The organism is Streptomyces sp. BE20 (assembly GCF_036322525.1).
Lineage (GTDB): Bacteria > Actinomycetota > Actinomycetes > Streptomycetales > Streptomycetaceae > Kitasatospora.
The window spans coordinates 1-5353 of the sequence record NZ_JAQYWW010001117.1 but is presented as its reverse complement, the minus strand read 5'-3'; the positions used below and the strand labels follow the sequence as shown (position 1 = coordinate 5353).

Sequence of the window (5353 nt, the reverse complement as noted above, 5' to 3'; positions counted from 1 at the left end):
CACGGTCGACACGGCGTGCTCGTCCTCGTTGGTCGCTCTGCACCTGGCGGTGCAGGCGCTGCGCAGCGGGGAGTGTGACGCGGCGCTGGCGGGTGGTGTCACCGTGATGGCGACGCCGAACACCTTTGTCGGGTTCTCGCGTCAGCGGGGTCTGGCGGCCGACGGCCGGTGCAAGTCCTTCGCCGAGGGCGCGGACGGTACCGGGTGGGGCGAGGGTGTCGGCATGCTGCTGGTCGAGCGGCTGGCCGATGCCGAGCGCCTGGGCCACCCCGTCCTGGCGGTGGTGCGGGGCAGTGCGGTGAACCAGGACGGCGCGTCCAACGGTCTGACCGCCCCGAACGGCCCCTCGCAGCAGCGGGTGATCCGCCAGGCGTTGGAGTCGGCGGGTCTGTCGGCGCGGGACGTGGACGCAGTTGAGGCGCACGGGACGGGTACCGCGCTGGGTGACCCGATCGAGGCCCAGGCGCTCCTCGCCACCTACGGCCAGGGTCGTCACGGCGTTCCGCTGTGGCTGGGGTCGGTGAAGTCGAACCTCGGGCACACGCAGGCGGCGGCAGGTATGGCCGGGATCATCAAGATGGTGCAGTCGATGCGCCACGGGATTCTCCCGGGCACGCTGCACGTCGACGCGCCGTCGTCGCAGGTCGACTGGTCGGCCGGTGCGGTCGAGCTGCTGACCGAGGCCCGCGAGTGGCCCGCGACCGACCGGCCGCGCCGGGCCGGGGTGTCCTCGTTCGGCATCAGCGGCACCAACGCCCACGTCATCCTCGAAGCCCCGTCGGGCGCACCGGCTTCCGCGACCGGCGCCGAGTCGCCGGCCGTCGTTCCGATCGTGCTCAGCGCCGCCGAGCCGGAGGCGCTGCGGGAGGCTGCCGAGCGGATCCGGCAGGGCCTCGCCGCCGACACGTCCCCGGGCCGGGTCGGACGGGCGCTGGCGCCCCGCGCGCGGTTGCGCCACCGGGCGGTACTCCTCGCGAGCGACCGCACCGCACTGGACGCGGGCCTGGCGGCGGTGGCCGCCGGGACCCACCCGCTGACGGGGGTCGCCGGGCCGGACCGGCTGGCGGTGGTGTTCACCGGTCAGGGGTCCCAGCGGACCGGCATGGGCCGGGAGTTGTACGAGGCGTTCCCGGTGTACGCCGCGTCCTTCGACGAGGCGTGTGCGGCACTGGATCTCCCGCTGCACGAGGTCCTGGACGACCGGGAGCGGCTGGACCTGACCGGCTGGGCGCAGCCGGCGATCTTCGCGGTCGAGGTGGCGCTGCTCGCCCTCGTCCGCTCGTGGGGCGTGGAGCCGGACGTCGTGGCGGGTCACTCGGTCGGTGAGATCGCTGCCGCCCACGCCGCCGGGGTCCTGACCCTGGCCGACGCGGCGAAGCTCGTCGCCGCCCGGGGCCGGCTGATGCAGGCGCTGCCGGCGGGCGGGGCGATGCTGGCCGTCGGGGCCTCGGAGGCCGAGGTGCGCGAGGCGTTCCCCGACATCGACGTCGCCGTGGTGAACGGACCGGACGCCGTGGTCGTGTCCGGTGCGGAGGGCGACATCGCGCGGATCGCCGAACTGGCCTCGGACCGGGACTGGAAGACGTCCCGGCTGCGGACCAGCCACGCGTTCCACTCCCGCCTGATGGAGCCGATGCTCGACGAGTTCCGCGCGATCGTGGGGGCCCTGACGTTCGCCGAGCCGACCCTCGCCGCCGTGTCGACGGTGACCGGCGCCGCCGTGACGCCGGGGGAGTGGTCGGACCCGGAGTACTGGGTGCGGCAGGTCCGCGAGCCGGTCCGCTTCGCCGACGCCGTCACCGCTCTCGATGCCGGCCGTGTGCTCGAACTGGGTCCGGACGGCGTCCTCACCGCGCTGATCGGCGAGGCGGGCGGCCCGGACACGGTCGCCGTCGCCGTCGCCGCGCTGCGCCGCGACCGGGACGAGGTCATGGCGCTGCTCGCCGCCGTGGCCGAGCTGTTCGTCCATGGGCAGCGCGTCGAGTGGCGGGCGCTGCTCGGCGACGGCGCCCGGGCCGACCTGCCCACCTACCCGTTCCGGCACCAGAGGTTCTGGCTGGATCCGACACCGCCGACCGGCGACGTGACCGCGGCCGGTCTTGACGCCCCGGACCACCCGCTGCTCGCGGCCTCGGTCGAACTCCCGGACTCCGGAGCGCTGTTGTTCACCGGTACCCTTGCCTCCGGAACCCGGCCCTGGCTCGCCGACCACCGGGTGCACGGCACGTCCGTGCTGCCGGGCACCGCACTGGTCGAACTGGCTCTGGCGGCGGGCGTCCGGGCCGGAACCCCGGTGGTGGACGAGTTGGTCCTGCGGGATCCGCTGACGCTGCCCGACGGGGTGACCGTCCGGCTGCGCGTCCTGGTCGCCGCGCCCGACGACGCCGGACGGCGCGCGTTGAGCGTCTACTCCCGCCCCGACGACGAGTCCACGGCCTGGACCGTGCACGCCACCGGTTTGCTCACCGCCGAGGCCGGTACCGAGGCCGGGGCAGGGTCCGTCGACGACGGCGCGGATCTGGTCGTGTGGCCGCCGGCGGGTGCGGAGGAAGTCGAACTGGACGGCCTCTACGAGGCGTTCGCGGAAGCGGGCCTGGGCTACGGTCCTTCGTTCCGGGGCCTGCGGCGGGCCTGGCGTCGCGGCGGGACGGTGTTCGCCGAGGTCACGACCGGCGAGTCGGTCGACGGGTTCGGCGTGCACCCGGCGCTGTTCGACGCGGCGTTGCACGCGATCGGTGTCGGCGGGCTGATCACGGCCGACGGGGCCCACCTGCCCTTCACCTTCTCCGGTGTCCGGTGGGAGCGGCCCGCGGGCGCCGCGCTGCGGGTGCGGCTGGAGGCCGGTGCGACCGCGGGTGCGGTGCGGATCGCCCTGGCCGACGCCTCCGGACTCCCGGTGGCCGTGGTCGACGGCCTGGTCCTGCGTCCCGTGGCGGCCGGCCGGCCGACGAGTTCCGCGAACCGGTCCCTGTTCGGCCCGGGTTGGGTGGTGCAGGAGGTGTCCGCCTCGGCGGACGCCCCGGTGGTCGTGGACCTGGGCGATCCGCTGCCCGTCCCGGCCGCCCCCGTACTGGTCGTGGACGCGACGGCACCGGGCGCCGCACTCGACCGGGCCGGTGCGCTGCTCTCCCTGCTCCAGGGGTGGCTGGCCGATCCCGCGTGGGCCGAGTCCCGCCTGGTGGTGCGGACGTTCGGCGCGGCCGGGGACACCGTCACCGATGCGGACGGTGCCGCGCTCTGGGGCCTCGTACGGTCGGCGCAGTCGGAGCACCCGGACCGGATCCATCTGCTGGACGCGGACGCGGACGCGAACGCGCTGTACCCGGTGCCGCAGGCAGTGGTGCGGGACGGCGTGGTGCGGGTTCCGCAGCTCGTGAGGCTCGACGGGGCGCGGGCGGCGGATTCCGCCGCCGGGCCCGTGGAGTTCGGTGACGGCGTCGTGGTGGTGACGGGTGCGACCGGCACCCTGGGACGGCTGGTCGTCCGGCACCTGGTCGAGGCCCACGGTGTGCGGCGCCTGGTGCTGCTGTCCCGGTCGGGTGCGGGCGTGGAGGTCGAGGGGGCGCAGGTGCGGGCGGTGGCCTGCGACGTGGCGGACGCGGAGGCCGTGGCCGAGGCGTTGCGGGACGAGCCGGTGTCGGCGGTGATCCACGCCGCCGGTGTGCTGGACGACGCACTGCTGACCGATCTGACGCCCGAGCGCCTCGACACGGTGTTCCGGGTGAAGGTCGACGCGGCGCGCAACCTTGCCGCCGCGACGGAGGGCCGGGCGCTGAGTGCCTTCGTCCTGTACTCCTCGGTGGCGGGTCTGTTCGGCAACGCGGGCCAGGCCAACTACGCTGCCGCGAACACGTTCCTGGACGCGTATGCGTCGGAGCTGCGGTCGCGGGGTGTGCCGGCGACGTCGCTGGCGTGGGGTCTGTGGGACGCGGGGATGGGTGAGACGCTCACCGACGCGGACCGGGAGCGGATGCGGCGCGGCGGCGTCCTGCCGCTCACGGCGGAGCAGGGCCTTGCGGCCTTCGACGCCGCGCTCGGCACCGGCGAGCCGGTGGTCGCGCCTCTGGCGATCGACATCACCGCGCTGCGCAACGCTCCCGTCGTGCCGCCGATCCTGCACGGCCTCGCCCCGGCTCGGGCCGGGGCCCGGACCACGAACGGGTTCGGGCGACGGCTCGCGGCGCTGCCCCGGGCCGAACGCGACCACGCCGTGCTCGGCCTGGTCCGGACGCAGGTCGCCGAGGTGCTCGGGTTCTCCTCCGCCGACCAGGTCGGGGCCCGCCGTGCCTTCAACGAGCTGGGCTTCGACTCGCTCACCGCGGTCGAGTTGCGCAACCGCCTCGCCGCCGCGACCGGGCTGCGGCTGCCGTCCACGCTGGTCTTCGACTACCCGACGGTGGAGACCCTGGCGGGCTTCGTCTCCGGGGAACTCGCCGGCCGGGACGCCCCCACCGCGGTCGCCGCCGCGACGACCGACCCCGACGAGCCGATCGCGATCGTGGGGATGGCGTGCCGTTACCCCGGGGGCGTCGCCTCGCCGGAGGACCTGTGGGAGCTGGTGGCGGCCGGGCGGGACGGGATCGTGCCGTTCCCCGAGGACCGTGGCTGGGACGTCGGGAACCTGTACCACCCCGACCCGGACCACCCCGGTACCTCGTACACGCGGGAGGGCGGATTCCTCTACGGGGCCGCGGACTTCGATCCTGAGGTGTTCGGGATCTCGCCGCGCGAGGCGTTGGCGATGGACCCGCAGCACCGGCTGCTGCTGGAGACCTCCTGGGAGGCGTTCGAGCGGGCGGGGATCGACCCGCTGGGCCTGCGAGGTTCGCGGACCGGCGTGTTCGCGGGCGTGATGTACAACGACTACGGGCTGGTCCTCGACCGGTCCACCGACAACGCCGAGGGCTTCCTCGGCACGAGCGGCAGTGTCGCGTCGGGCCGGGTGTCGTACACCTTCGGTCTGGAGGGTCCGGCGGTCACGGTCGACACGGCGTGCTCGTCCTCGCTGGTGGCGCTGCACCTGGCGGTGCAGGCGCTGCGCAGCGGGGAGTGTGACGCGGCGCTGGCGGGTGGTGTCACCGTGATGGCGACGCCGGGGACGTTCGTCGGGTTCTCGCGGCAGCGGGGCCTCGCCGCTGACGGCCGGTGCAAGTCCTTCGCCGAGGGCGCGGACGGCACCGGGTGGGGCGAGGGTGTCGGCATGCTGCTGGTCGAGCGGCTGGCCGATGCCGAGCGTCTGGGTCACCCGGTCCTGGCGGTGGTGCGGGGCAGTGCGGTGAACCAGGACGGTGCGTCCAACGGTCTGACCGCGCCCAACGGTCCGTCGCAGCAGCGGGTGATCCGCCAGGCGTTG

Annotated in this window: 1 protein-coding gene; it reads left to right on the top strand. The window is 74.8% G+C overall.

Going from position 1 to position 5353, the window contains the following annotated elements:
• Positions 1-5353, top strand: a 5353-nt coding sequence (locus PUR61_RS33980; RefSeq protein ID WP_443035288.1) for an SDR family NAD(P)-dependent oxidoreductase, incomplete at both ends; no start/stop codon positions are given.